We start from the raw sequence: 24,289 nt of genomic DNA on the forward strand, positions 1-24,289 counted from the left end.
GAGCTCGCGGCTCTGCTGTAGCGCAAATAAGCCGCAGTTAGTCCTCATCCAGGTACGCGTCGGCCCAGGCGCCGATGATTCGGGCGGCCCGACGAGCCTGGCCGCGGGTGGTGAGTAGGTGATCGGAGCCCTCGAGCGAAACGAAGCTGCGGGGGTGGCGGGCCAACCGGAAGATCTCCGTCGCGTTCTGGATGCCGACGGTGTTGTCGGTGGGGGAGTGCAGGATCAGCAGCGGCAGCCGCAATCCTTTGATCTTGTCGTGCAGATGGGCTGCGCGGACATCCTCGACGAAGGCCCGCTTCAGGGTCAGCGTGCGACCGCCGACCATCCACTCGGCACTGCCCTCGGACAGACACCGGTCAACCACTGCGTCGTAATGCTTTTCGACGTGGCTCGGATCAATTGGCGCCGCCACGGTAACGACCGACCGCACGCTGGAGCAGTGGCGGGCGGCGGCGAGTACTGCCGCGCCGCCCCATGAATGTCCAACCAGTATGTCAGCCGGAGTTCCGCGGTCGGCCATGAATTCGCATGCCCTGATGATGTCGTTGACCTTGACGGTGAACGACCCGTCGCCCCAGTCTCCCTCCGACCCGCTGAGGCCCAGGGCGTCGAAGCGCAGCATGCCGATTCCGTCGGTGGCCAGTTGCTTGCAGATGCGGGCTGCGGCCGGTGACTCCTTGCCGAGGGTGAACCCGTGGGCGAAGACACCCCAGCCGCGCACCGCACCTTCGGGTGTGTCGAGGATTCCCGCCAGGTTCGGGCCCGTCGAGCTCTGGAACGTGACACGTTCGCCCATGGTGGAGATCTAACACGGCCTCGGGCGGCGTGCCCGACGTACTGTCGGATAGATCCGTAACATACCGTCATGAGGCTTGTTGCGATAACACCAGGCGCGCGGGGTGTCCTCAGCTTGGCGGTGGCCGCCCTGCTGGGTGCGGCGGTCATTGGTCCGGCGGCGTTGCTTCCCAGGGCGTCGGCGGCCTGCCCCGACGCCGAAGTGGTTTTCGCTCGCGGCCGGGAGGAACCGCCCGGCGTCGGCGCCGTCGGCGATGCCCTGGTCAATTCGCTGCGGGGCAAGACGCGTATGTCGATCGGCGTCTACGGAGTCAACTACCCGGCCAACATCACCACCGGCAGCGGCGCCAACGATATGAGCGCTCATGTGCAATCGATGGCCAGAGATTGCCCGAACACGCGCATAGTGCTCGGCGGCTATTCGCTGGGCGCCGAGGTGGCCGACCTGGTCACTGGGGGGCGCCCGGTATTCGGGTTCACCAACCTGTTGCCGCCGGGTGTGGATCAGCACGTCGCCGCGGTGGCGTTGTTCGGCAACGGCACCCGTGGACTCGCTCCGGCCTTCGCGGGCAAGACGATCGACCAGTGCGCAGCCGGGGACCCCATTTGCGGCCGGGGCACGAATTGGCCCTCGCATCTGCAGCCCTCGTACATCGACTCGGGGCTGGTGGACCAGGCCGCCGGCTTCGTCGCCGGCAAGCTGTAGCTGCCGCGCCGCTTTGCCTGGCATCGCCTTCCTTGCCGGTGTCGTGATGCCCAATGCGGGCCGGACGCTGGCCGCGCTGCAAAATTCATAGCTTCTACCTAAGTCCGGATACGTAGATAAATCCGATGCGGTGATATCTTTGATCTGCGGGTGACACGTTCGTGTTCGCCGGGCCGGCCCCGTCAGCAAACGCAATGGGAGAAGAAGTGGACATCGTACTCGGGCTATCGATGACACCGGCGGCGGTGCGCATGGTGCTGGTTGAGGGGCAGAACGCGGATGGCGTGACCGTCGCGGAACGCACGTTGCCGGCCGACGTCGCTACCGATTCGGCAATTGATCTGGCTGCAGCCGCGATCCTCGATGCCAGAGCGGAAGCTGCCGCGGCCGGCAACCGAGTCACCTCGGTCGGAGTGACGTGTACCGAGCCGATCGAGGCCGCTGGGCTGTGCGATGCACTATCGGCTCGCGGCGTGGATCACGTCACGATCGCCCCGCCGTTCCGTGCCGCCGCGGCGTGGGCTCGGGAGGTCGGGCAATCGGCCGGTTATGAGCGCACCGCTTTGCTGTACCTGGAAGCCGAGGCGGCGACGATGGCAGGCGTGGGGAGCGCGGACGCAGCGATCACCGGTATCCGGACCGAATCTCTCGGGACCGCCGGTGGGGCGATGAAGGCGCTCATGGATTTGGCAGCTGGGACAGAGGCGCTCGAGACGCCTCCGGATGGGGTGTTCGTCCTCGGTTCCGGGATGAATCTCGGGTGGATCAAACAGCAAGTCGCCGCGGCGACTTCGCTCGCGGTGGGCGCGGCAGAAGATCCGGAGACCGCGCTGGCCCGGGGTGCGGCGCTGGTTTCCGTCAGTGCGCCACAGTCGTCCCTGTCCACGGAGGCATTTGCGTACGCGCGGGTTTCTGCCGAGAATTCTTGTGATGCGCAATGCGTCTCTGCCGATGCTGAGACTGTTGACGAGGGTTTCGCCGACGACGCCGGTCTGTACGAGAGTCCGCAGCGGCGCAGGCCGGTCCTGCTGCTGGGCAGCACGGGGGCAGTTGTCCTCATCAGTGTGGTTGTGGCGCTGGAAGTTTCACTTGGACTCGGTATCCGACCCGCAGCTGTCGGTTTGCATCACATCCCCGGTGAGAATCGCATTGTTGCGGCGCCGTTGATGCCGCTCGCGCCGTTGCCTGGCACCGCTGTCCCGCATCCGATATCGGTTCGGCCGTCGGGTCCCCCAGGGAACGTCCCGGGCCCTACCGGCATTGCTCCTTCCGGCGGGAGCGCGCCGGCTCTGCTGGCGCTTCCCGTCCTGATGCCGAATCCCGCTGTGCCGCTGAAGACGCCGGATGCCGACTATCCGAACTACCCGATTCTCCTGCCGCTGCCGGTTGCGCCGCCTGCGACTGCCGCGCCGAGTCTTCCGACCCGACAGCTTCCGCACATTCCGGCACAACCCTCCACCACGCCGGCGGTGTCGCCGACTACAGTCCCGGCGTCACAAACCCCTGCGTCGCAGACCCCGACTACCGTCCCGGCGTCACAAACCCCTGAATCACCGCAGCCGACCAGGGCGCCGGTATCTCAGCCGCCCGCGTCGGTGCCGGTATCTCAGCCACCCGACCCCGGCCCGGTGACACCACCGCCCACATATGTTCCGGTGTCCCAGCCGCCAAGGCCGGTTCCGGTGGCACCACCTGCGTTCCGCATCCCCGAACCGCCTGCGCCCCTTCATGCTCCGGCTCCGGAGGTCCCGGCGGTCACTGGCGTTCCCGGTCTGGAAGCTCCACCGGTCCTCAATCAGCCGGTTCCGCAGGTTCCTGCGACTCCCGGTTCGCCGGGACTCGGTGGCCTACCTGGCCAGGAGGCGCCCGCGGGAGTGCCGGAGATGCCGCGTCCGCTGACTCCGCCGGTGTCGGGTCCATCACCGGCGCTGGGGCCGTCACCGGTCTCCGAAGGCGGCGGTGTCGCGTTGGGGGGCAGTGGTGGAGCGCCCGCCGGTGGCGGCTTGCCCGGAGCGGGCATCGGCTCGCCCGGGGCCGGGGGCGGGTCGTTGGGCGGCGGTAGTTCCATCGGCGGCGGAGGATCATCGGGTGGGGGTTCCGTCGGCGGCGGCGGGTCGCTGGGCGGCAGCAGTTCCATCGGCGGCGGAGGCTCGCTGAGCACCGGCGGTGGCAGTGGTAGCTCCGGCGGCAAGCAATAGCGAAGGGCTAATGCCACGCGCTCTAAGCCGCGCGGCGTTAACCGGCCCTTCCGGCGCGCTCGTCCGACACGACCAACACCAGCGTGACCACCAGACAGCCGGCCGGTATCCAGATCGCGTGATGGCCGTATGCCCGGCTGGCTGCAGTGCCGATTCCGGCGCCGACCGCGAATGCTCCGATCAGCGTGGCGTAGACCCGAAAGGCTCGACGGGATTTGCTTTGTCCATCAACGAACCCCGTATAGCCTGCCTCCACCAGCCGCATCAGGTTGCCCGTGGTGGCGACCGGCAGGTAATTGAGGTCGCCGATACTGCGAAACAAGCCGATCTGTATGCCGGCCAAGAACGCGATCGGCACTGTGACAAAGCTCGCCGACACCGTCCCGAGGAACCCGACGCCGATGAAGAAGGCGGCTTGAAAGCCCATAGTCCAGCGCAGCGGGTAGGAAGTGACTTTCTGCACTCGTCCGGATTTGATGTGCGCGGCGACCGCGACGCCGACCATGAAGGCGAAGATCGGCCAGAGCCGGGAAAACGCCGGGGCCCAGTTCTGTTGAACGAGATCGAGCGCAAAGAAGATCACGTTGGCGGTCTGGACGTTGGCGAAGACCCCGCCGAGTTCGAGGAAGGTGTGGGCGTCCAGGAACCCGTTCGCGAGGGTGAGCAGGACCGCGGGCGGCAGCGTGGTAGTCGTCTGTTTCACGCGTTTCCCTCGGCTCGGCTACCGTCATGCTGAGTCCCACCTCTGCACGTCGCGTATCAATTAACGCGATGCAGTGCGGAAATGGCAACTGAACCCACCGGGCCCGCAGCGCGGTGGTGCCTCGCGTATCGCGAAAAGCTTTGTGCGGCAGGCGTATGAAAACTGGCCGCCGCATTCGCAATCCGGGGTGAATCGAACGGTCAAGCCTGAGCCGCCGGCCGAGGACTAGGGTCAGCTCGTGCGCAGGACCATCGATTGGGACGGTGACGCGGTCACGATCATCGACCAGACCGCGCTGCCAACCGAGTACCGCGTTGTCCGTTTGCAGACCGTCGACGAACTGATCGACGCAATCCAGCGCCTGGCGGTGCGCGGCGCTCCGGCGCTCGGTGCGGCGGGCGCGCTCGGCGTGGTGCTCGCGATCCGCGAAGGAGGTGACCTCAGATGCTCTGCCGAACGTGTCGCCAGGGCACGACCGACCGCAGTCAACCTTGGCTGGGGAGTTGCGCGCGCACTGGGCAGACTCGATGGCGGTCCGGATGCGGTGCTCGCCGAGGCGCTGGCAATCCTCGACGAGGACGAACGCCTCAACCGCACCGCGTCCGCCAACGCCGCGGATATCGTGCTCGAATTGTGTGGGCGCCGCCCGCTGCAGCTACTCAGTCACTGCAACGCGGGTCACCTCGCCACTGTGGCCTGGGGTAGTGCGCTCGGCGTCGTCTGGCACCTGCACGAGCGCGGGCTGGTGGGATCTGTGCTGGTCGACGAGACTCGACCACTGTTGCAGGGCGCTCGGTTCACGGCGTGGGAGCTGGCGCAAGCCGGCGTGCCCTACCGGGTGCAGCCGGACAGCGCCGCCGCGGCGGCGATGGCACGCGGCCTTGTCGACTGCGTACTCGTCGGCGCTGACCGGATCGCGGCCAACGGCGACGTCGCGAACAAGATCGGCACGTACGGCCTGGCCATCGCGGCGCGTCATCACCACGTGCCGCTCGTCGTGGTCGCGCCGTCGTCCTCGATCGACAGGTCGCTGGCTACTGGTGCCGAGATCGTCATCGAGGAACGGCCGCCCGAAGAAGTCAGAACGTTCACCGGCCGCCTGGTCACCCCGCCCGACGCGGACGTGTTCAATCCGGCCTTCGACGTGACTCCGGCCGAGCTCATCACCGCCGTCGTCACCGAGCACGGCGCTTACCGGCCGCAGGCAACCGAAGCTGATCGACCACGATGACGTTGAAGGACAGGCAGATTGGATTGGTGCGTACCCCGCAGGCTACGTCGCGGGGGAACATCACCGGAGGAGCGCAGAGTCATCCGCCCCAGCCGTTTGTTCAGCTCGCGCCCGCCGCGATCACCTGGTCCACCTCGAGCGCCCGCTCGGCCATCTCGGCGTGTGCCTTGTCCAGCGCCTCGGCCTGATCTTCATCGGCCTTCATCAGCGCCTCGATGTCGAAGGCGGCCATATCGTGAACGCCCATGTCTCTGAACGCCTTTTGCACTTTGTCGCCCCACAACCCGATGTCCTTGACGATCGGCACGATCCGGCTGAACAGGTGAGAGCGGAATTGGATCATCAGCGGCGAAGTGTCCACCCACTCGGCGCACGCTTGCACATCCATGCCGAGGGTTTCGAAGACTTCCTCGCCGCGGAACCGGTCGCGCATCAGGTAGCAGGCGTCCACAACGAACTCCTCGCGCTCGTCACGTTCGGCTTCGGTGAGCGCGGAGTAGTAGTCCTTCAACGAGATTCGGCCGAAGGCGACGTGCCGGGCCTCGTCCTGCATGACGTAGGCCAGCACCTGCTTGGCCAGTGAGTCTGGCGCCGCCATGTCGCGCAGCACCCCGAAGGCGGCGAGTGCGAGCCCTTCGATGAGGACCTGCATCCCCAGGTACGGCATGTCCCAGCGCGAGTCGCGCAAGGTGTCGTCGAGCAGGGCGGTCAGGTTCTTGTTGATCGGGTAGACCAAGCCGATTTTCTCCTGCAGGAACCGTGAGAACGCCTCGACGTGCCGGGCCTCGTCCATGGTCTGGGTGGCCGCGTAGAACTTCGCGTCCAGGTCCGGTACCACCTCGACGATCTTGGCCGCACACACCATCGCCCCCTGCTCGCCATGCAGGAATTGGGAGAACTGCCAGGCCTGGAAGTGCTGGCGCATCTCATCGCGCCGTGCGTCGTCCGCGGCCTCCCACATCGGGCTGCCGAACAGCGGATTGAACTCGTCGGGGAGCCCGATCGGGTTCGTCGGGTTGACGTCCTGCGCCCAGTCGATCCGCGACTGGGCGTCCCACTGCTTGTCCTTCCCCTTCTGGTACAGGGACAGCAGCCGCGCACGCCCCTCGTCATACTCCCAGGTAAATCGGGCATCGCCGGCACTGGGGACCTCCCACGAGTACGGCGTGGGAACGGTTGTGTATTTGTCCCTGGTGGTCATGAGCTGCCACCTTCCTGCTCGTTGTGACCAGTGGTCATATGGCGTACATCACAATGGTTCCAACAATCGGCGCTGTGGTCAAGCCTGATCCTGGACACCCGTCAACCCGTGTTTGCCTGCGGTCGCGCGTAGGAAACCGACGCGCCAGCTCAGCTGTCCGGTCTAGCTTGCAGTTCCCGCCGGCGCTCTCGTGGCGGTGTCAGCCGCGGAAAACCCCCGCAGCGCGTCCGCGATCCGGGCCCGGATCGGTGCCCCGGAGAGGACCACGTCGACCATCGACAGCGACAAGTGCGTATGTCCGCGAGCCTGCACGTGCTCGGTTGAAACCCCCGCTGCGGCAAGCGCTTTGGCGTACGCGTCGCCCTCGTCGCGCAGCGGGTCGAACTCCGCTGTGACGACGATCGCCGGAGGCAGGCCCGAGAGGTCACGGGCACGCAGCGGTGCGATCCTGGGGTCATCCCGCACGTCCGGATCGGCGTAGTGATCGAAGAACCACCGCATCAGCGCGGCGGTGAGACCGTAGCCATCTGCATTCTCGACGTAGGAGCCGCGGGTCTGATCGGAATCGACCACCGGCGTCAGCAACGCTTGGCCGGTGATCGTCGGCCAGCCGGTGTCCCTGGCCAGGCGGCAGACCACGGTGGCGATGCCGGCGCCGGCACTCCAACCGCACACCGCGAGGCGACCCGGAATGCCTCCGAGCTCTTCGGCGTGCTCGGCGATCCAGCACACCGCCGCCCAACCATCGTCGAGCGCGGCGGGGAAACGATGTTCGGGAGCGTGCCGGTAATCCACAGACATGACCAGGGCATCGCTGCGCACGCACAGATCCCGGCACAACGGATCGTCGGAGGTGTGATCACCGAGAACCCACCCGCCGCCGTGGAAGTACACCACGAGGGGGTGCGGGCCGGGGATGGTCGGTCGGTACAGGCGGTAGGCCAGCGGCCCTGCGGCGCCGGGCAGGGTTCCGTCAACGACTTCAGCGACGTCCGGGCCCGGTGGACGTGCCAGGCTCATCTCCCCCGTGAACGCGCGCGCCTGCTCGGGCGCCATCGACTCCAGCGTCGGCAGGTCCAGCAGCGCCATCTGCTCGAGGACCATCTGAACGTCCGGTTGCAGGCGCCGCACCACGCCGTCGTTGCACTGGGTACCACCCGGCCCGGACAACGCGAAGCCCAAATAGTCCCGCGCCACCACCTCGTCACACGCCATCCGGTAGAAGTCGACGCCGGCGGCGTAGGCCATGAACGTCCGTGGCTTGCCCGGTATGTTTGCGCCGACGTACCACGAATTAGCCTGGGGGAAGAGGGTTATCGATGCGGCATCGTCCACGTGCTGCATCCAGCCGGCCTCGGCGAGCTTGGTGGGCTCGATGCGGTCGAAGCCGTGGCCGCGCAGGTACGTCAGAGCATCGGCGACGAAATCGACGTGCTGCTCGATGGACACCGCCATGTTCGACAACACCGACGGGCTCTGGGGTCCTGCGATCAGGAACAGGTTGGGGAATCCCTCGGTCATCAGGCCTAGGTAGGTGGTTGGACCGTGCGACCACTTGTCCTTCAGCGCAAGCCCGTCGCGCCCGACGATGTCGATCGCCGCGACGGCGCCGGTGATCGCGTCGAAGCCGGTGGCGAAAACAATCGCGTCGAACTCGAAAGACTCACCGGCCGTGTCGATTCCGGTCTGGGTCACGCCGACCAACGGCTGGTCCTGCAGGTTGACCAGTCGCACGTGCGGCAGGTTGAACGTCGCGTAGTAGCTGGTGTCCAGGCACAGCCGCTTGGCCCCGACCGGATAGGTTGTGGGGCACAGCGCATCGGCCGTCTTCGGGTCGCGCACGATGCCGCGGATCTTGCCGTGGATGAAGTCGGCAAAGTCCTTGTTGGCCAACGGATTGCTCATCACGTCGGCGTAGAGGTTGAGTACCTCCAGCAGTTCGCCGCGTTGCCAGGCGCGTTCGTAGCGCTGCCGGCGTTCGTCGGCGGACACCGAGAACGCCGGAGTGATCGTGCGCTCAGCCGGCACGCCACCGAAGGAGTATTTCGCCGCCTGCCGGTAGGCCGATTCGTCGGCCATCTGCGCGAGCTTGTCCGGCGAAATCGGGCCGTTCTGCGCCGGGATCGAAAAACATGGCGTGCGTTGGAAGACCACCACGTGCGCTGCCTGCGCCGCGATCAGCGGAATCGACTGAATTCCCGACGAACCGGTCCCGACGACGCCGACGCGCTTACCGGTGAAATCGACGGGCTCGTGGGGCCACCGGCTGGTGAAATACACCTCACCGGCGAGATCTTCGACGCCGTCGATGTCGAGGTCCTTGGGCACTGAGAGGCAACCAGTCGCCATCACCAAGTAGCGACAGGTGACCTCTTCGCCGCGGTCGGTGCGCACCCGGTAGCCAGATAGGTTGTCGTCCCAGTGCGCGTGCGTGACCCGGGTGCCGAACTGGATGTCGCGACGGAGGTCGTGCTTGTCGGCCACGTGGTTGAGATAACGCAGGATCTCGGGTTGGGTGGCGTACTTCTCCGACCACTGCCACTCTTGAGCCCAGTCCGCATCGAAGCTGAACATGTAGTCGACGCTCGGGATGTCGACCCGTGCGCCGGGATAGCGGTTCCAGTACCAGGTGCCGCCGACGTCGTCGCCGGCCTCGAATATGCGCATCGACAGACCCGCGAGCCGAAGACGGTACGCGGAGTACAGGCCGGCGAAGCCGGCGCCCACAACCACGACATCGGGGTGGGAGTGTTCATCAGCCATGGCAATCATCATGACCACTTCAGCGCGATTTGTTTAGTGGCTGAATTGATCGTGCGCCGCGGTCGGCGGCGACGAACGGCACGGACTTTAGCCTCTATCCGCCCAGGCGAAGGTGACCGAAGATAGCACCGACAGCCAGCTAGGAATGCGGCTGAATGAGAGGTTCGCACAATGCCGACGAAAGAGGGGGCGGCTCCGGCGTTAACAGCCGCAGGTACCACCGCCAACAGCGATACGTCCGACAACGGCGACCGGCGCCACCACGAGATCGACGCGATCGTGGACGTCGCCGCTGCCGCGGCCGCCGAATTCCGCAAGCTCGATCAGGTCCAGGTCGACCGTATCGTCGAGGCGATGGTGCGCGCCGGACTCCGTGCCGCGGCCGAGTTGGCGGGCTTGGCGATCGAGGAAACCGGGTTCGGAGTCTTCGAGGACAAGGTCGTGAAGAACTACGTGGCGACCGAGTTCCTCCATGACTATCTGCGCGACAAGAAGTCGGTGGGCGTCATCGATGAGGACATCGAGAACAACATCGTCCACGTCGCCGAACCGATAGGCGTGGTGCTCGCGATTACCCCGGTGACCAACCCGACGTCGACGGTGCTGTTCAAAGCGATCGTGGCCGCTAAGACACGCAACGCCATCGTGTTCCGGCCGTCGCCGTACGCGGTGCGGTCCTGCGAACGCAGCGTCGAGATCATGCGCGCGGCGGCCGAAGCAGCGGGGATGCCGGTCGGTGCGCTGCAGATCATCCCGGACGCCGCCCACGAGGTGACGCATTATCTGTTCAAGCATCCCAAGATCGACTTCATCTGGGTGACCGGCGGACCGAAGATCGTGGCGCTGGCAAGCGCGACCGGGAAACCGGGGCTCTGCGTGGGACCCGGAAATGCCCCCATCTACATCCACAAGACCGCCGACGTCAGGGGTGCCGTCGTCGACATCCTCATCTCGAAAACCTTTGACTCCTCGGTGATCTGCCCCGCGGAACAGACATGCATCATCGACGACGACGTATACGACGCGATGAGCGCCGAGTTCGAGCGGATGGGCGCCAGGCTGCTCACCGACGACGAGGCCGCCGCGATAACCCGGTTCGCGTTCGGCTGTGGCGACAAGATCTCCCTCGACGCGCTGGGCCAGAAGGCTCCGGAACTTGCTGCGCGAGCAGGGTTTTCGGTGCCGCCGACGGCGAAGGTACTGCTGGCCCCGCTGCCTGCGGACCTCGAAGAACTCGCCGCGCACCCGCTGGTGCAGGAGAAGTTGATGCCCGTCCTCGGCGTGGTTCGGGCACGCGACGTCCAGCATGCGATCGATGTCGCGGTACTGGTCACCGAGCACGGTGGGCTGGGCCACACGTCGGCGGTCTACGCCAACGATCAGGCGGTGATCGACGCGTACAGCGCAGCGGTGCGTACCGGCCGCATCCTGGTGAACTCCCCGACCGCGGTCGGGGCTCTCGGCGGCGTATACAACAATCTGACCCCGACCTTCTCGCTGGGATGCGGAACATGGGGCGGGTCGAGCACGACCGAGAACGTCAACTATCGCCAGCTGCTCAACATCAAGACCGTCGCGAAGCGCCGAACCCCGCCGCAGTGGTTCCGCGTCCCCTCCAACACCTACTTCAACGCCGGTGCACTGGAGAACCTGCGCGACCTCGACTGCGACACCGTCGTGGTGGTTACCGATTCGGTCAGCGACGGGCGTGGGGTGGTCGACCTGGTGCGCGGCAAGATGCGCACCCGCCACGTGCAGGTGTTCGCCGAAGTGACGCCGGAGCCGGACGAGACGACGATCCGCCGCGGCGTCGAGCTGCTGCAACGCGTGCAACCCGAGGTCCTCATCGCTGTGGGCGGCGGTTCGGTGCTCGATGCCGGCAAGGCGATGCGGCTGTTCTACGAGCACCCGGAGAAGACTCTCGACGAGTTGACCATGCCCTTCCTCGACCCCCGCAAGCGGGTGGCGGACTATCCGACTGACCGGCACCGTCTCCAATTGGTCGCCATCCCAACGACTTCGGGCACCGGCTCGGAGGTGTCGCCGGCAGCGGTGCTGACCGTGAACGGCCGCAAGGAGACGCTCGTCGACTACAGCCTGGTGCCCGATCTGGCCATCATCGATCCGGAGCTGGCGGCGTCGATGCCGCCGGTGCTGACCGCGGACACCGGTATCGACGCGCTCACGCATGCACTGGAGGCGGCGGTCTCCATCTTCGCCTCGCCCTACACCGACGCGTTGTGCGCACAGGCGGCGCGGCTGATCTTCGAGGGATTGCCCCGGGCGTACCGGGATCCCGACGATCTGGCCGCGCGCACCGACATGGCGAACGCGGCGACGTTGGCCGGGCTTGCCTTCTCGAACGCATTCGTGGGGACCAACCATGCGCTGGCGCACGCCGTCGGTGCCAAATTCGGCATTGCGCACGGCCGGGCGAACGCGATCTTCCTGCCGCATGTGCTTCGCTACAACTCGGGCCTGCCAAGCAAATTCATGCCGGCTCCCGGCTATTCGGCCTACATCGCTCCTGACAAGTACGCCCAAATCGGTCAGCTCATCTTCGGTGGCCACGAGCCCGAAGACAGCCGCAGCCGACTGTTCCAGGGAGTCGAGGACCTGCTGGACCGCGTCGACATGCCGCGCTCGCTGCGCGCCATGGGCATCCCCGAAGACGAGTTCGTTGCGGCGCTGCCGGCGCTGGCGATGACGGCGTTCGAGGACCTCAGTAACCGGACCAACCCCCGGATGCCGCTGGTTAGTGAGATCACGGAGTTGCTGCGGCTGGGGTATTACGGAGCTACCGGATAATGCGGCCGTCCCGCGACAACTGAAGTCAACTGATCCCGTTAACTTCATTTAGTTGATGACGTCACTTCGCCCCGTCACCTACGAGGACGTTCGCTGGGAACCACAGGGACGGCGGTACGCCGGCGCGGCGCTGCCCAGGTACGGCACGTACCACCCTGCAGTGCCGGCCACCATTGCTGACCTGGTTCTGGACTTGCCGCTGTCCGTGTTTGCAGACGCGGAGTCCGCCAGCCACGAGATCACACGTTTCGATGCCGAACTCGGAGGCGAAATCGGTCCGTTTGCCGCCGTGCTGCTGCGGTCGGAGTCCGCCGCAAGCTCGCAAGTCGAGAACCTGACCGCATCGGCTCGCGAGATCGCCGAGGCCGAGCTGCCCGGCGGCAAGGCCAAGCGCAACGCTGAGATGATCGTCGCCAACACCGCCGCACTGCAGGCGGCGCTCGCCCGGTCGGACACCATTGACGCCAACGCCGTTCTCGCGATGCACCGCGCATTGATGGTCAACGAGCCGCGACATACTCCGGGCGAATTGCGCACCGAGCCAGTGTGGATCGGCGGCGGCTCCACCCCCATCGGCGCGACATTCGTCGGCCCGCAGCACGAGGCGATCCCTGGCGCGATTGGCGACCTGATCGCCTTCGTGCAGCGCCGCGACGTTCCCACGCTGGCGCAGGTGGCGGTGGCCCATGCCCAGTTCGAAACCATTCACCCCTTCACCGACGGGAACGGGCGCACGGGCCGCGCACTGGTACAAGCCATGCTGCGCAACAAAGGGCTAACTCGCCAGGTGACGGTGCCGGTCTCGGCCGGGCTACTGGCCGACACGGACGCATACTTTGCTGCGTTGACCAGCTATCGCGCTGGCGACGCTGCGCCGATTGTCGAGCGCTTCTCGGAGGCCACCGTCCTGGCTATCGCCAACGGGCGTCAATTGGTCGCCGAGCTTCGCCATATCCGGGAGACCTGGAACGACGTGATCACCGCGCGGTCCGATTCGGCGGTGTGGAGGGTCGCCGATTTGTTGACGCGCCGTCCGGTTGTGAACGCTGCGCTACTTGCGCAGGAGCTGGGCATCGAGTCAACCAACGCGCACCGCTACCTGAAGCCGCTCACCGAAGCGGAAATTCTCATCGAGACGACGAGTGGACCCCGCAACCGAGTGTGGCGTTCTGCCGAAGTGCTCGGCGCGCTCGACGCTTTCGCCGAACGCGCGGGGCGACGAGGCTGACCCGTGGTTTGGGTGGGCGGGGGTTATTGGCGAACGCCAACTGCATGCGTTAGAGGTCGAGCTTCGTTTGTCCCGATAGGCCGTGGAGCCGATGACGGGAATCGAACCCGCGTATTCAGCTTGGCATCTGCCCGTCAATTAGAGTACGCGTAAGTTTGTGAAAGTGTTGTGAGGCAGCATCTTTCGCGGCTACCTAGTACGGCGAGGTACGGGTAAGTTTGTGCCAGTTAAGGCACGTTTATGCGGGGAAAATGCGGAGCGCGGGCAAATGCTCTGCTGTGCTCGGGCGAGCGAGCCGACACGGCTGAGGCCGAGCTGAAAAGGATGAGGTCGTTCGTTCGCCGGGCTTGGCATATGCGTCAATCCGGCATTATTTCCGTTTCCGGCGTTTGCGCTGGTAGCGGCATATGTCGACTTTCGTTGTGGCACTTGGCAATTCGCGTTTGATGCGGTTAGCTTCACCATATGACAACCACTGATGCAATCCTCGCGGACCTCGAGGCCGCGGGCGTGTTCACCGGCCTGCCGGTCGACGACGGCGAACTTCTGGTCGCCGCACTGAGCTTTGACGTCTGCCTTCGGGCCGATCCGGCCGGCTCGATGCGGGCCCGCGCCTCGACGGTACGTGCCGGCGGGTGGCCGTGCGAGGACCGCGCCGGCGTCGCCCAGGCGCTCGACATGGCCGCGGCATTGATCGAGTCGCGGTGAGCGGGCCGGCGCCGCGACCGTTCCCGCCGGCGTGGTTCGGACACGATGGCCTCGATCGGGGTGCCGGCGACACGACACTCTAGGTACGACACCCTGGGCTTAGGGGCAGCTGCCACCCGTCCAAGGGCAAACGTCGGGGTCGTAGGGCCGGTCCTTGAAGTGCTCCACCAAGACCCGCTTGGTCCGCGGTTCGTACGGGTCCATCCAGCGCGCCACCGACAACGCGGCCACCTTTGCGGCGCCGGCCTGCTTGAGCGCCTTGGCAACAGACTGGATGTGCCCGCCCGTCGTCCAGGTGTCGTCAATGAGCAGCACATGCGCACCGTGGGGGACCGCGGTGTTTACGGCATAGAACTCCGGGTCCAGGACGCGGCGTTCCTTCTCCGTCTTGCCCTTCGCCTTCTCCGTCGCAAGCACTTCGATTTCGTACTCTTCGCCGAGCATCGGGGTGAGAATCTTCGAGCGCAGCGGGTGAACGGACCCGATAGTTTTCAGCGACGGCACTGTCGCCCACCGACTCAATGAGCCACCCAGCAGCCTTTCCGCGCAATCGAAATGCGCCTTCACGCCGAGCGAAATCAGAGACGTCACCCTCTGCACCAAGATGGAGCTCGGCGGCGTGTCCTTGTATCCGCGCATCAGTTTGTTGCTCTGGGAACCACCCACGGCGTACACCATCGAGCCCACCAGATCAGCCGTCGTGGAGTCGTAGAAGAACGCGCAGGGAAAGCAGGTTTGTTCGCCGTCCTTCATCCGCGCGCCACGACAATTGGCGCACGTTTCACCGACAATCGGCACAGTGTTGCGCAGGTATCCACCCGCGTTGTTGAGAAGGCTCTGCTTGATCTGCGCATAGGCAGCATCAGCATTGGTCACCGGAACGAAAGCTGCCTCAACGCCTGTTCTGTGCGCTGGGGCTCGGATCGAATCTCGTCCACAATCGGCCCGAGTTCTTTAAGGCTGGCCACCCTGTGAACGCCGGGTCGCTGCACCAGTGTCCGCGCCCACTCGTTTCGCTCCACGACGGTGTCAGTCAGGATAACGGGGCGGCCGTGCCCGACTGCCATTCGCGCTTGGGCGCGCGCACCGCTGGTTTCGCCTGCTTCCACAACGATTGTCGCCAGCCCGTAGCCAGACATCAGCGCATTGCGCATCAGGAATGTGTGCTTCTGCGGCGGGGATTCAGGCCAGAACTGCGACAGCACCAGGCCGAAGTCCGCTATGGAGTCTTGTAGCTCGCGATTTTTCGGCGGGTAGTAGAAGTTCGACCCAGTGCCGATGAAGGCCACCGTGCGGCCTCCTTCACCGAGCGCCGCGGTGTGCGCGGCGGTGTCAATGCCTGCGGCCAAACCGGAGATGACGCCCAAGCCCTGCTGGACGAGGAATCGCGCGATGCTCGCTGCCATCTCAAGGCCGCGCTCAGATGCCTTCCGTGACCCGACCACTGACATGCCGGGGTCGTCTGCTTTTAGCTGGCCTTGAGCGACAAGAAATGGTGGCGTCTCAACGATGTCCAGGAGTCGCTGCGGAAAGTCGTTGTCCAGCACGCTCACAAAGCGCAGACCCTCACGTTCCCATCTCGCCAGATCGGCCTCCGCTTCTTCCATCGCGGCGGTCTCAATGGGTGAGGGAATGAGCTGAGCGGGGTTGTACTGCTGCCAGACGGCGACCGCGCTGCCGCAGGCCATGACTTCCTCAGTCAGCTTGGGCCAACTGAGTCCGTTGGGGCGGGTGCGAAGGAGGGCGACGAGGGCAATCTGTTCGTTATTCATCGTTCAACCCCCAGGCAGTCGTGCAATGTCAAACGGTGTCGTCGGGTGTCATACGTGGTCATACGTGGTCATACGTGGTCATACGTGGTCATACGTGGTCGATTGTGTCCTTAGGGTAAGACATGCGCAGCGCGCTGTGCGCGCGACCAGCTAAATCGCCGCGGCGTGTTGGGGGCCTCCCTCTCCAGTGTGCCGTCCCCGAGCCGGCGTTGCCAGTGTGTATCTGGGCGCGCAGGTCAGGCAGTTGCCCCCGCGACCCGCAAGGTATTTCTGCATCGCAGGTCCGGCCTCGATCCGTGCCTGCATCATCCGCATGTACCCGCGCATCCACAGCTGCGCGAGGACCAGCGACCGGCCGGCATACGGGTTGCGATCGCCGGGATCGGCGAGTGAGCCTTCGTGCAGCGCGAACGTGTATTCCGCGCGCTTCGTCACCCGGTCATCATGCAGCCGTGCGGGCGCGGGCAATCGGATCCCACGCCGACGACCTGGACCACGACGTCGAGAAGGGGCGTACACAGTGTGGACACCCTTGGTGGTGCCGTGGTGCCGCAGCTGGTCGGCATCATCGGGCGGTATCGAGGTCAAACTCGAAAAGTTGGCGGGCGGACAGCCGCGGTCCGCGCGGTAAGAGGTTCACGAAGTACGCGCCGCCGGTGTCGTCGTCGGAGCGGCAGAGCTTTTGCAGCTGCTCGATTTCCGACGGGAAGAACATCGCTTTGCGCGGCTGCCGGGTGTCCGCGGTCTGCCCGTAAATACCGGCCGTCTTCGTCGTCGCGGCACCGTTGCCGGCCTCATTCCAGCGGAGGATCGCGCCCCGGAGAATGGCCTTGGCCGCCCTCCGGAACGCGAACCCGTCCGCCGTGATGCACGGCGCGACGACCTCGGCCATCCCGAGCGCGTCTTCGATCATCTGCTCGGCCTTGGCCTTCGCGATGGTCGCGAACGGCGCCAGGTCCGCCGGTGTAAGCAGCGGATCCGGATCCGTTGTCGGCTCGGTCATTGGTCGCGGCCTCCCGTTCCTGGGTGACGACGGCCGGGGCCACGGCATCCCCCCGGCCGTCGTCACCGTTGTGTGCGCCGACGCCCGCCTGAGAAGGGGAACGCGGCACCGGCGCAGGCTGTTACTGGATGGTCAGCTTCGCGACGCGCGTGCTGTGCATGACCTTCCAGCCCAGACGCCACGTCACCCGCACGCCGATCGAATCCGACGAGAAGTAGGCGTCGTCGGAGCGGGCCACGCGGACCGGCGACTGCGCCCCGATCACAGCGGTCTTGTCGACGACCACCAGCGAACCGGCGGGCATCGCCGGCGTGACGAGCACCGGCAATCCAAGCAACGCACGTTCACCGGCAGCAGTGCCGGCGCCGAGCAACGCTTCGTTACTGTCGGCGCCCCGCTTGAGCTTGCTCAGCGTTGCCCACGCCGTCGGATTCGCGATGATGTGCGTCGCCGAGCCGCCATCCAGTTCAATGAACGAAACCGCATCGACCAGCTGGTCGAGGTCATCCCCGATCGGCGTCTCGAAGTCGATGATGCCCGGAGTGTTGAGCAGCCCGGTCGGGCCGGGCGCAGCGTCGAGGTTACCGAGATAGGCGGCGTTCGCCTTCGTGACGACGCTGCGCGACAGCGATTCGACGACCATCCGCGCGGCCTCGGGCTGCGCCAGCGTCTCGAAGCTGTACTTGCCGAGCGCGGCGACCTTGCCGGTCAGTACCACAACTTCGTCGAAATCCTGGTCCGCGTCGGGAATCTCGGCGCCTTCCGCGACGAAACCGACGACGCCATCGTCAGCGACGAACGGAACCCGAATGGCCGGCTCGTCGCCTTCAATCTGCCCGACTACGGTCGCCGTGTTCAGGATCAGCGCGTCGGGAATGACGTCGCCCGGCACAAACGCCGTCTGGTCAGGTGCCCACGCCTTCGGCGACGTGGGGGTGATCTTGGTTGCCATTGGAGAAACCTCTCAGGAGGGCGGCAGGTGTGCCATTTGGCACAGGTGCCTAACGGGTGGTGAATTCCGCTTGCCTGCAAGGCTTTTCGCGGTTGCCCTCCTGGGGCTGCGCTGTGGCCGGGGCGTCCCGCGGGGATCAGCGCCCGGCCACGGCATCCGATTCTAGCCGTCGGCGTCGTCACGCCCCATAACGACGCTGACCATCGCCGCCTTTCCCGATGGTTTCGGCGGACGTCCGGAGCTGCGTCCCTCCTTCAGCACCCGCGGGCCGACGGGCGGCGCCGGGATCCCCAACTGCTCGCGCGACGCCTCGATCGCCGCGGATACTTTGGACGCGTTCACTGTGCCGTCGTCGGTCAGCAGGTCCGCCAGCTCGACGCCGGACGCCCACAGCGCCGCCGGCTGCAGCCGGCCGGCCGTCGCGAGTCGTTCGACCTCGGCCCGCTGTAGGGACTCAACCCGCGCAGCGAGTTCGTCGCGCTGAGCCTCAGCCTCTCGCAGCCGCCGGCGATACTTCGCCGCCTCCCGGCCCGATCCATCGGCGGCGTCGTCGTCCTCGTCGGCGTCACCGTCCTGGACCGCGTCCGCGTCCGCGTCGGGCTCCTGCGCCTCGTCGCCCTCCGACTCGTCCGCGGTGCCGTCGGCCGCGGTGGTGTCGAGGTCTGCGACGTCGGGCTGTGACTCGACTGTCGCGGTGTCAGTGGTCGTCGTGTCGGTCGTGCTCATCGGTTGTCGCCCTTCGTGTTGTACGGATCGAAGACTTCGACGCCGGGATACTCGCCGGCCTCGATAGCCGCCGTGATGCCGAGCCGGTCAGCGTGCGCCTGGTCGAGCAACAGGCTGTTGAACACGAACGTCTCCACCGACCGGCCGACCGCCAACGGCCGACCATCAGCGTCGGTCACGATGTCCACGTCAGTCGTCGTGAACCGGCCGGCGCCCCGGTTCTCCACCCAGCGCCGCGAATAGTCCTCGACATCAGCCAGGGTCATCTCATACCGCGGACCCGGCGGACGCTTGCCCACACCGGCGAACAACTCCCGAGCCGCAGCCCACAAGTCCTCTCTCTCAATCACTTTCGGATTCCTCTCGTTGTTGTTTTCTTCCGAAATTCGGGGAGGGCATGTCGCATATGCCTTTGAGCGGCGGCGTGGGTGGGTATGGGGGTTGGGTGCCCTGGTCGCCGCTGGCCCAACGGGGATCTGCCACAGCAGCGGGTGTCGGTGGCAGCGGTGCCGGCGGGCAATCGTGTTGGTCGGTCATGTCCTGGTCCTCGCCGGCGGCTTGCGTCTGCGGTCGGGCTCGACGAGCTGGCGCACGATGGTGTGGACGCCGATGCACAGCGGACCGCAAGGGCGGGCGAGTTCGGCTTCGGCTTGTCGCGCTTCCTCGACGTCAGCCCAGTACGTCCACTCAGCGGTAATGGGCCCCGTCTCGGTGCCCTGGTGACAGACCAGCACGGCGCGGATGCTCACTGCTCGGCCTCGCGATGGTGGATTGGCTCGGTGATGTCGCGAACTGCGGGCGTTGTGGCCGGTGCGCCGTGGTCGCAGCGGACGGCGGGCTCGATGGGTGTGCGGTCCGGTCCGAGCTGCCAGCCGCAGGGGTCGCAGCGGCGGCACCGGCGGATCGCAGCTACCCGTTCTTCGCGCGCGGCCTGATCGACGGCTCTGCGGCGACTCACGCCGACTCCTTGACGCCTGGGTGTTCGCAATGCCGCGCGGGTTCCGCCGGTGTTCCGTCAGCCCCGGTCAGCCACCCGGCCTCGTCGCAGCGGCCGCAAAGCGCTATGCGGTTAACCCAGTCTGTGACTTCGGCGGCGGCGTCGCTGCGCTCAAACTCACGGACGACGTCGGCGTACAGGTCGGGGAGCAAACCGGGCCCGGCGTCGGACCGTTCGCCCCACCGGGTGAGTGCCGCCGCAAGGGTTTCGGGGTCGTCGAGTTCTTCGAGAAGTTCGATAGCGACTTTGCGGAGCCGTGCGCGAGTTTGCCCCGGCAGCCTGACGCTGATGGTCGACTCAATCATTTCGTCTACGGACTCGCCACGCGCGCGCCGCAGCGCGCCAGCGCTGATTGGTGAAATGACTTGGTGTTCTGACTCGGTGGGCTGCACGCTCGTGCGGGTTGAAACGCCGTTTCGTGCGGGTTGAAATTCGTTTCGTGCGGGTTGAAACCCGCTTCCTGCCTGCACGCGGGTGCGGGTAGAAACAGTTTCAACATGCATGTCGGTGCGGGTTGAAATGAGGCGGTAGCACGCCGCGCGGCCCCGTTTGGGGTTTGCTCGTGCCGTCTGCTCGATGAGTTCTAGTTGCCTCGCAAGGGTCAGAGTTCCCTCGACGACTCGGACCTTGAGTCCGCAGGTTTCGGCGAGTCGTACGACCCCAGGCCGAGCATTGGTTCCGGCCGGGTAATCGGCGAACGTCTCCAAAGCGAGCAAGACGAGCTTCTGGGCGGCAGTCAGCTCGGAATGCGCAAGAACGTGTCTCCGCCAGCTTCGCCATTGTGTCGGTGTCATACCGCAAGGCCCCGGCGCATTCTCACTGGGCCGTTGTGCGTGCAATCTCGGCGACGCGCTGGACGACAGCCCGGTACTCGCGCTTCGCGCGGCCAAGGTCGTCCGTGACGACAACCGTGATGACGTTGCCTTCTGCTGTCGCATCGGCGCGGGAGTCCCAGTCGTCCGTCTTCTTGATCGCGAACACTTCGCTTGCCGCCGCGAGGTGGGCGGCGATCTGGTGCGCTTCGGTAATCACGCGCTGGCCTGCTCAAGCCGCGACAGATAGTCGTCGATCTGCCGGTCCGTGCTGAAACGCCGGCGCCCGATGGTGACCGAGCCCAATTCGCCCGACTTCCAGAGTGCGAATACCACCGTCCGGCTGACGCCGAGTTGGGCGCGCACCGCGGCATGGTCGTTGTTCTTGTTCACTGCATCTCCTGTCGCGTTCGCGACCGTGCTGTCGCGAACTCGACAGGTACAGCTGAATGTCGGGAAGTCAACAACGGCTGTGCCATGATGTCGTCATGGACGACAGCCGGGGTTGGCCACAGGAAGTCGCGGAACGGGTAGGCGAGGCCGTCAGGTCGGCGCGCGAGGAACGGGGAATGTCGTATGTCCGCCTGGCCGATGCGACCGAGAAGATTGGCGCCCCGGTTCACCGGGTGGCGATACCGCGGATTGAGAAGGGTGAGCAGGGCGTCACGCTGCCGGAACTGATCGCGCTGGGCGTGGCGCTGGAAGCGGATTGGTCCAAGTGGCTGGACAGGGCCACGGCCGGCGTCGACATTCCCGGCGCCCGCTCCGATCGGGCAGTCCTACGGATGCTGATAGCCGAGGTCGAAGAGAAGCTACAAACCCAGCGTCACAACCTTTTCCAGGCCGAGGAAGGCCCTAAACGTCTGAATATGCCCGACCAGTACCGCGAGCGGCTAGCCAAAGAGGCGGAACACTACCGCGGACTCATCAAGTCGCTTGAGGAAGCGCTAGACCGGTACAAAGACGATTTGCGTGGGATGGAAGACGATGCCTAGGCAGCGGCTCGCTCCTGGCGAGCATGGGAAGGTGACAGACACCCGTCGGGGTGAACTGTTCTACGCCACAACGTATCTGCGGCTGTACAGCGGAAAGCTCCGAGAGCGTCAAGCGTCGTCGCGAAAGTCGGCCGAGGACGCGCGGCGGGAGCTGAAACGTCGGATCGCGGCCGAACTCGAAGCTGGGGAACCAACCGGCGTCATGAACCAGCGCACCACCCTGTCCGAACTGTTCACGGCATGGATTCCCGCCAAGGTTGCAGAGGATGGCATCGGTGAGCGGACCGTCACCCTGTACAGGGACACATGGCGGCTGCACGGCGAACAGCAGTTCGGCGCGCTGCGGATCTCGGAGCTATCGACCAGTCGCGCCGACGCGCACCTAAAGGCGCTGCCTCCGTCGCCGGCCACCTACCTCCGCATCATCCTCACAGGCATGTACAGCCTGGCGGCGCGGTTCGACGTCGTGAAGCACAATCCGATGCGCGAGACCAAGACCGCCAAGGCGGAACGTAAGCCGGCGCGGGCACTCACGTCGATGGAGTTCGAGCAGCTGCGCCAGGCCGTCAAGACGTATTGCGGGCGCAAGGGTCCGGGGCCTCGACGAGGCCTGATGCTGCCCGCATTCGTCGAACTGCTCGCAGCGACCGGGGCGCGGCCGGGGGAGGTGCTGGCGATCCAATGGGCAGACGTCGACCTGCTCGCAGACCCGGCGACCGTCACGGTCAACGGAACAGTCGTCGATGCCGGCCGGGTCGCGGGCAAGGCGCTGCACCGGCAGGACGAACGTAAGGGCCGCGCGCCGGCGCACACGGTCACGCTGCCCGAGTTCGGCGTCCAGGTGCTCACCGAGCTATACGGGGTGACTGGTCCAGACGGAACAGTGTTGAAGAACCGCGACGGCGGGCTGGTGAGCCTATCGAATATCCGGTCCTCGCTGCGGGAGTCGCTGGCGCCACACGAGCATCTGCGATGGGTGACACCCCATAGCTTCCGGCGGACCGCTGGAACGGTCGTCAGGGACGGGCTCGGGGTAGAGGCAGCTCAACACCAGCTCGGCCACGCGCAGCTTGCGACGACCGAAGGCCACTACGTGCAGCGGGTGACGGCAGGGCCGGATACCCGCGCTGTGCTTGAGGAATGGGCCAGCAACAAGGCTGGCTAACCCAATTTACGGGGAAAATACGGGATTTCGTTCGTTGGGGTTTGCCGGCAAACTGGGTTGCGGCCCTGACCTGCATGTATGGAGCCGATGACGGGAATCGAACCCGCGTATTCAGCTTGGGAAGCTGATGTTCTGCCATTGAACTACATCGGCGCGGTCGCCCCTGAAGGCTAACATCGGTCGATGTCCGATGGTGTGCGGGTCGAACAAAATCGAACCCTCCCGGTGAGTCCTGAACAGGCGTTCCGGGGGATCATCGAGATGGACGTTCCCGTGATGTTCCGCCGCCGGTAGGAGCCAATTCCCCCGATCCGGGAAGTTAGCGGGCCAGACACCGACGACTGGCGCGATGCCCCCGGCCAGACGCGAGTTCCTGAGTTGGGACCGTGGGGCAGCATTCGCGAGACCGTCGTCGGCGTCGAAACAGGAATCGTGGACGTACCAGATCACGGATTGCAACGGTCTGCTGACCAGGATCGGAGGCAAGTTTCTCTTCACCGCGGCCGGAACCGGTGATCGAATCACGCTGCGCTACAAGATGTTTGAGCGGCGGCGTTAGGCCACGTCCGCACCGCCCACCTTCGGGCAACTACGCGCGCCAGATGCTCGAGGAACCGTCGAACTGGCCGGTCGACTGACCGCCGACCCGGGCTTGATGACCATCACGTAATTCACAATGTGAATGGTCGTTGATTCAATGCAAATCCTAAAAATGTGATGTTTACCCTTTCGTTATCATTCGTAACGTCGTATCGTGACCCTCCGTGGGCAGGCACGAGTTAGCTAGGAAGACGCGGAAATCGCCCGCAGCGCTGGCTGCAGTGCTCTCGTCAGCCGCTGTGTACTTCGCCGCGGGGGGTGACGTCAGTCCCATCAGCGCCGCCCGCGCGGAAGTCAAGCCGTTGTTCGCCGAGTCCCCGGCGTGCTGTCTTCAGCTCGCCGGAGCAGCAAGATCCCCCAACATCGACACCTCCCATCTCCGAGTCAGCATCGACGAGATGGCGCCGGCGGCGAGATCACGGGCCGACAGATCGCGGGCCAATGTGAGACCCCGCATCCTGCCCGTCGGCGTCGCACCGGAAAGCGGCCTGCAGGTCAAGACCATCCTGGTCGAACGCGCCATCAGCGCACTGTTTCCCGAGATTCACCAGATCGGCGGCGTTCGGCCGGATGCGCTGCGCTGGCACCCCGAAGGCCTGGCGCTCGACGTGATGATTCCGGACCCGGGTTCCGACTCGGGGATCGAGCTCGGCAACGCGATCGTCACCTTCGTGCTGCAGAATGCCGAGCGTTTCGGCATCCAGGACGCCATCTGGCGCGGCGTTTACTACACACCGGGCGGAGGCGCTCAATCCGGCGGCTACGGCCACTACGATCATGTCCACGTCACCACCACCGGTGGCGGCTACCCCACTGGGGACGAAATCTACGTCCGCTAGGCCGATCTCAGCTGGCCCGACAGCTACGCTCGTCGGGTGGTGCGTCCTGGAAGTTGGATCAGGCTAGCGGGTGGGAGTCCCGTC

25 protein-coding genes and 1 tRNA gene are annotated in these 24,289 nt (G+C 65.7%); 9 read left to right on the forward strand and 17 right to left on the reverse strand.

Features of this window, described 5'->3' with window-relative positions; genetic code table 11:
* Positions 1–37: 37 nt before the first annotated feature.
* Positions 38–799: an alpha/beta hydrolase family protein gene (locus ACX9NE_RS25255; protein ID WP_459364434.1), complete on the reverse strand. Its 762-nt coding sequence runs from the start codon at positions 797–799 to the stop codon at positions 38–40.
* Positions 800–868: 69 nt separating this feature from the next.
* Here ACX9NE_RS25255 and ACX9NE_RS25260 point away from each other — a divergent pair, with 69 nt between their 5' ends.
* Both ACX9NE_RS25260 and ACX9NE_RS25265 read left to right on the forward strand, forming a co-directional pair.
* Entirely contained in the window at positions 869–1,504 is a 636-nt protein-coding gene (locus ACX9NE_RS25260; protein ID WP_459364433.1) for a cutinase family protein, read from the forward strand.
* Positions 1,505–1,710: 206 nt separating this feature from the next.
* Entirely contained in the window at positions 1,711–3,702 is a 1,992-nt protein-coding gene (locus ACX9NE_RS25265; protein WP_459364432.1) for a DUF7159 family protein, read from the forward strand.
* 37 nt (positions 3,703–3,739) lie between these two features.
* On the opposite strand, the gene ACX9NE_RS25270 is transcribed toward ACX9NE_RS25265, so the two are convergent.
* On the reverse strand, positions 3,740–4,405 hold the full coding sequence (locus ACX9NE_RS25270) for a YoaK family protein (RefSeq protein WP_459364431.1): 666 nt from the start codon (positions 4,403–4,405) through the stop codon (positions 3,740–3,742).
* Positions 4,406–4,643: 238 nt separating this feature from the next.
* Between ACX9NE_RS25270 and mtnA the strand changes: the two genes are divergently transcribed.
* Entirely contained in the window at positions 4,644–5,636 is a 993-nt protein-coding gene (mtnA, locus tag ACX9NE_RS25275) for an S-methyl-5-thioribose-1-phosphate isomerase (protein ID WP_459364430.1), read from the forward strand.
* 100 nt (positions 5,637–5,736) lie between these two features.
* Here the strand turns inward: mtnA and ACX9NE_RS25280 are convergent, their stop codons facing one another.
* Together ACX9NE_RS25280 and ACX9NE_RS25285 are read right to left on the reverse strand one after the other, a co-directional pair.
* The gene (locus tag ACX9NE_RS25280; protein ID WP_459364429.1) at positions 5,737–6,837 is read right to left on the reverse strand and encodes a ferritin-like domain-containing protein; all 1,101 of its coding nucleotides are present in this window, start codon (positions 6,835–6,837) and stop codon (positions 5,737–5,739) included.
* A 162-nt stretch (positions 6,838–6,999) separates the two neighbouring features.
* Positions 7,000–9,600 (reverse strand): flavin-containing monooxygenase, encoded by a 2,601-nt coding sequence (locus ACX9NE_RS25285; RefSeq protein WP_459370835.1) that lies wholly within the window; start codon positions 9,598–9,600, stop codon positions 7,000–7,002.
* Positions 9,601–9,771: 171 nt separating this feature from the next.
* Here ACX9NE_RS25285 and adhE point away from each other — a divergent pair, with 171 nt between their 5' ends.
* The 3 genes from adhE to ACX9NE_RS25300 all read left to right on the forward strand — a co-directional run bounded on the left by adhE (position 9,772) and on the right by ACX9NE_RS25300 (position 14,344).
* Positions 9,772–12,408, forward strand: coding sequence for a bifunctional acetaldehyde-CoA/alcohol dehydrogenase (gene adhE / locus ACX9NE_RS25290; RefSeq protein WP_459364427.1), 2,637 nt, complete (start codon positions 9,772–9,774; stop codon positions 12,406–12,408).
* Between the two features lie 55 nt (positions 12,409–12,463).
* On the forward strand, positions 12,464–13,636 hold the full coding sequence (locus tag ACX9NE_RS25295) for a Fic family protein (protein ID WP_459364426.1): 1,173 nt from the start codon (positions 12,464–12,466) through the stop codon (positions 13,634–13,636).
* Positions 13,637–14,101: 465 nt separating this feature from the next.
* A complete protein-coding gene (locus ACX9NE_RS25300; protein ID WP_459364425.1) occupies positions 14,102–14,344 on the forward strand; it encodes a hypothetical protein in 243 nt (80 codons plus the stop codon).
* Positions 14,345–14,443: 99 nt separating this feature from the next.
* On the opposite strand, the gene ACX9NE_RS25305 is transcribed toward ACX9NE_RS25300, so the two are convergent.
* The 12 genes from ACX9NE_RS25305 to ACX9NE_RS25360 form a co-directional block, all read right to left on the reverse strand.
* Positions 14,444–15,220, reverse strand: a complete 777-nt coding sequence (locus tag ACX9NE_RS25305) for a ComF family protein (protein ID WP_459364424.1) — start codon at positions 15,218–15,220, stop codon at positions 14,444–14,446.
* Positions 15,217–16,116: a DNA-processing protein DprA gene (locus ACX9NE_RS25310; protein WP_459364423.1), complete on the reverse strand. Its 900-nt coding sequence runs from the start codon at positions 16,114–16,116 to the stop codon at positions 15,217–15,219. Before ACX9NE_RS25310 ends, ACX9NE_RS25305 begins: the two co-directional genes overlap by 4 nt.
* A gap of 150 nt (positions 16,117–16,266) precedes the next feature.
* A complete protein-coding gene (locus tag ACX9NE_RS25315; protein ID WP_459364422.1) occupies positions 16,267–16,551 on the reverse strand; it encodes a ribosome modulation factor in 285 nt (94 codons plus the stop codon).
* Positions 16,552–16,681: 130 nt separating this feature from the next.
* Complete coding sequence (locus tag ACX9NE_RS25320) at positions 16,682–17,119, reverse strand: hypothetical protein (RefSeq protein WP_459364421.1); 438 nt, start codon at positions 17,117–17,119, stop codon at positions 16,682–16,684.
* Between the two features lie 121 nt (positions 17,120–17,240).
* Positions 17,241–18,011: a phage major capsid protein gene (locus ACX9NE_RS25325; protein WP_459364420.1), complete on the reverse strand. Its 771-nt coding sequence runs from the start codon at positions 18,009–18,011 to the stop codon at positions 17,241–17,243.
* Between the two features lie 222 nt (positions 18,012–18,233).
* The gene (locus ACX9NE_RS25330; protein WP_459364419.1) at positions 18,234–18,797 is read right to left on the reverse strand and encodes a hypothetical protein; all 564 of its coding nucleotides are present in this window, start codon (positions 18,795–18,797) and stop codon (positions 18,234–18,236) included.
* Positions 18,794–19,147 carry a hypothetical protein gene (locus ACX9NE_RS25335; RefSeq protein WP_459364418.1) on the reverse strand — a complete coding sequence of 118 codons (354 nt, stop codon included), beginning with the start codon at positions 19,145–19,147 and terminating at the stop codon, positions 18,794–18,796. The genes ACX9NE_RS25330 and ACX9NE_RS25335 overlap by 4 nt, the downstream gene beginning before the upstream one ends.
* Before the next feature lie 183 nt (positions 19,148–19,330).
* Positions 19,331–19,546 carry a hypothetical protein gene (locus tag ACX9NE_RS25340; protein WP_459364417.1) on the reverse strand — a complete coding sequence of 72 codons (216 nt, stop codon included), beginning with the start codon at positions 19,544–19,546 and terminating at the stop codon, positions 19,331–19,333.
* A complete protein-coding gene (locus ACX9NE_RS25345) occupies positions 19,543–19,755 on the reverse strand; it encodes a hypothetical protein (RefSeq protein ID WP_459364416.1) in 213 nt (70 codons plus the stop codon). Before ACX9NE_RS25345 ends, ACX9NE_RS25340 begins: the two co-directional genes overlap by 4 nt.
* Complete coding sequence (locus tag ACX9NE_RS25350; protein ID WP_459364415.1) at positions 19,752–20,510, reverse strand: hypothetical protein; 759 nt, start codon at positions 20,508–20,510, stop codon at positions 19,752–19,754. Before ACX9NE_RS25350 ends, ACX9NE_RS25345 begins: the two co-directional genes overlap by 4 nt.
* Positions 20,511–20,610: 100 nt before the next feature.
* Positions 20,611–20,826, reverse strand: coding sequence for a hypothetical protein (locus tag ACX9NE_RS25355; RefSeq protein WP_459364414.1), 216 nt, complete (start codon positions 20,824–20,826; stop codon positions 20,611–20,613).
* A complete protein-coding gene (locus tag ACX9NE_RS25360) occupies positions 20,823–20,999 on the reverse strand; it encodes a hypothetical protein (protein ID WP_459364413.1) in 177 nt (58 codons plus the stop codon). The genes ACX9NE_RS25355 and ACX9NE_RS25360 overlap by 4 nt, the downstream gene beginning before the upstream one ends.
* Before the next feature lie 95 nt (positions 21,000–21,094).
* On the opposite strand from ACX9NE_RS25360, the gene ACX9NE_RS25365 reads away from it, so the two are divergent.
* Together ACX9NE_RS25365 and ACX9NE_RS25370 are read left to right on the forward strand one after the other, a co-directional pair.
* Complete coding sequence (locus tag ACX9NE_RS25365; RefSeq protein ID WP_459364412.1) at positions 21,095–21,601, forward strand: hypothetical protein; 507 nt, start codon at positions 21,095–21,097, stop codon at positions 21,599–21,601.
* Positions 21,594–22,766 (forward strand): tyrosine-type recombinase/integrase, encoded by a 1,173-nt coding sequence (locus ACX9NE_RS25370; RefSeq protein ID WP_459364411.1) that lies wholly within the window; start codon positions 21,594–21,596, stop codon positions 22,764–22,766. The genes ACX9NE_RS25365 and ACX9NE_RS25370 overlap by 8 nt, the downstream gene beginning before the upstream one ends.
* A 79-nt stretch (positions 22,767–22,845) precedes the next feature.
* Here the strand turns inward: ACX9NE_RS25370 and ACX9NE_RS25375 are convergent.
* Positions 22,846–22,919, reverse strand: a tRNA-Gly gene (locus ACX9NE_RS25375).
* Positions 22,920–23,530: 611 nt separating this feature from the next.
* Between ACX9NE_RS25375 and ACX9NE_RS25380 the strand changes: the two genes are divergently transcribed.
* Positions 23,531–24,205 (forward strand): hypothetical protein, encoded by a 675-nt coding sequence (locus ACX9NE_RS25380; protein WP_459364410.1) that lies wholly within the window; start codon positions 23,531–23,533, stop codon positions 24,203–24,205.
* Positions 24,206–24,289 lie beyond the last annotated feature (84 nt).

It is taken from the genome of Mycobacterium sp. ML4 (assembly GCF_054515735.1).

Coding starts and splice junctions, on each gene's coding strand:
- ACX9NE_RS25280 (WP_459364429.1), bottom strand. CDS start 6,837: ATGACCACCAGGGACAAATACACAACCGTTCCCACGCCGTACTCGTGG.
- ACX9NE_RS25370 (WP_459364411.1), top strand. CDS start 21,594: ATGCCTAGGCAGCGGCTCGCTCCTGGCGAGCATGGGAAGGTGACAGAC.
- ACX9NE_RS25330 (WP_459364419.1), bottom strand. CDS start 18,797: ATGAGCACGACCGACACGACGACCACTGACACCGCGACAGTCGAGTCA.
- ACX9NE_RS25295 (WP_459364426.1), top strand. CDS start 12,464: ATGACGTCACTTCGCCCCGTCACCTACGAGGACGTTCGCTGGGAACCA.
- ACX9NE_RS25260 (WP_459364433.1), top strand. CDS start 869: ATGAGGCTTGTTGCGATAACACCAGGCGCGCGGGGTGTCCTCAGCTTG.
- ACX9NE_RS25365 (WP_459364412.1), top strand. CDS start 21,095: ATGGACGACAGCCGGGGTTGGCCACAGGAAGTCGCGGAACGGGTAGGC.
- ACX9NE_RS25285 (WP_459370835.1), bottom strand. CDS start 9,600: ATGGCTGATGAACACTCCCACCCCGATGTCGTGGTTGTGGGCGCCGGC.
- ACX9NE_RS25320 (WP_459364421.1), bottom strand. CDS start 17,119: ATGACCGAGCCGACAACGGATCCGGATCCGCTGCTTACACCGGCGGAC.
- ACX9NE_RS25300 (WP_459364425.1), top strand. CDS start 14,102: ATGACAACCACTGATGCAATCCTCGCGGACCTCGAGGCCGCGGGCGTG.
- ACX9NE_RS25255 (WP_459364434.1), bottom strand. CDS start 799: ATGGGCGAACGTGTCACGTTCCAGAGCTCGACGGGCCCGAACCTGGCG.
- adhE (WP_459364427.1), top strand. CDS start 9,772: ATGCCGACGAAAGAGGGGGCGGCTCCGGCGTTAACAGCCGCAGGTACC.
- ACX9NE_RS25310 (WP_459364423.1), bottom strand. CDS start 16,116: ATGAATAACGAACAGATTGCCCTCGTCGCCCTCCTTCGCACCCGCCCC.